The organism is Oscillochloris sp. ZM17-4 (genome assembly GCF_019599295.1).
In the GTDB taxonomy this organism is placed as follows: domain Bacteria; phylum Chloroflexota; class Chloroflexia; order Chloroflexales; family Chloroflexaceae; genus Oscillochloris.
Map to the genome: position 1 here is coordinate 1 of NZ_JAIEWN010000175.1, position 1,247 is coordinate 1,247.

The 1,247-nt window shown below is 49.1% G+C and carries 2 protein-coding genes; both read right to left on the reverse strand.

The genetic code is table 11. The features are described from left to right. Positions 1-437: 437 nt before the first annotated feature. Positions 438-815, reverse strand: a complete 378-nt coding sequence (locus K2Z83_RS28500) for a DUF2283 domain-containing protein (RefSeq protein ID WP_220598553.1) — start codon at positions 813-815, stop codon at positions 438-440. Next, on the reverse strand, positions 815-1,141 hold the full coding sequence (locus tag K2Z83_RS28505) for a hypothetical protein (RefSeq protein ID WP_220598554.1): 327 nt from the start codon (positions 1,139-1,141) through the stop codon (positions 815-817). Before K2Z83_RS28505 ends, K2Z83_RS28500 begins: the two co-directional genes overlap by 1 nt. Positions 1,142-1,247 lie beyond the last annotated feature (106 nt).

Genomic DNA, 1,247 nt, shown 5'->3' on the forward strand with positions numbered 1-1,247 from the left:
CCGGCTCTGTCCGGTTGCCCGGCTGTCCGGCTGTCCGGCTGTCCGGTTGCCCGGCTGTCCGGCTGTCCGGCTGTCCGACTGTCCGGCTGTCCGGCTGTCCGGTCTTGCCCGGCATGGGCCATAATCGCTGCGGAGGCCCAACGTGCGCCTCACCTGCGCCGCTGGCTGCGTCGATAGATAGCACCACGCGTATGGCACGCGACGCGCATGAAAAACACGCCAGGTTACGGGACGCGCCAGCGGCGTCAGGTGCAGGGCGTGTTGGGCCGCGGTTGACAGGAATGCAGCTTTTTTAGCTTTAGAATAAGGTATTTTTGTTCAATGTGTCAAGAGATTATACGTTTCGACGAAAAGAATGCGCTCACCTTTCAGGGTGAAACCTCATCAATAATGTATCGCATTACGATCATATTTTATGCCTTATAACCATAAAAATATTATGCCGTGCTTGCTGCTGCCATGACAGGCTGAACGAACACGACGGGGATAATTTGCCCGTCTTTCGGCGTATAGGCTGCAATGCGCAAAATGTTTCGCACAGAGGATTCGCGAAGGATATCAAGTGCGAGATCGCGCGTTTCTTCGGAAAGTTCGGCTAATCCCGTCAGTGGAAATGTTCGTGGCCCAAATGCTGTTTCTTGAACCAGTAATGAATAATCAAGCAAGGTAATACTTGCTATCTGCTCTGCGGTTTTATTGATACGCAGCAGGATATGATCGGTCAGTTCAATTCCCGTTGCCTTCGCTGCTGGCGCAAAGACAATTGAAAGGGTATCACTCTCTTCATCGTAATTATATACTGGTTCGATTATCATTATCCCACCTCCTTCATATACGCGGTGACGATATAGTTGTTTGGTTCTGGTCGCCCTTGTTCATCTTCACGAAAACGAAAGAGAATGATGACAACAATATGAGTATTATCTTCAATGAGATCAGTATATGATTTGCTGTATCGATATTTTTGTGGGTTCAATGTATCCTGTTTACGGCGTCCTGTTTGAATGGTATCCTTTATGTATGCTTCGTAGTCGGCCATCTCTGGATGATTCATGTCTTCAATGATATGATTCCATCGCTCTTCGGTAAGATAAATGTGATATCCATAACGGTCTTGTATCGTCCAGCGTCGATTGAACATAGATTCCTCACCGCGATTCCTCACCGCTAACGTACTCCTGAAGGTAAATTATACCATAGGCGTGCGAGATGTGTGCGGCATGGGCGTTTCGGGTTGAGGGCGGCCC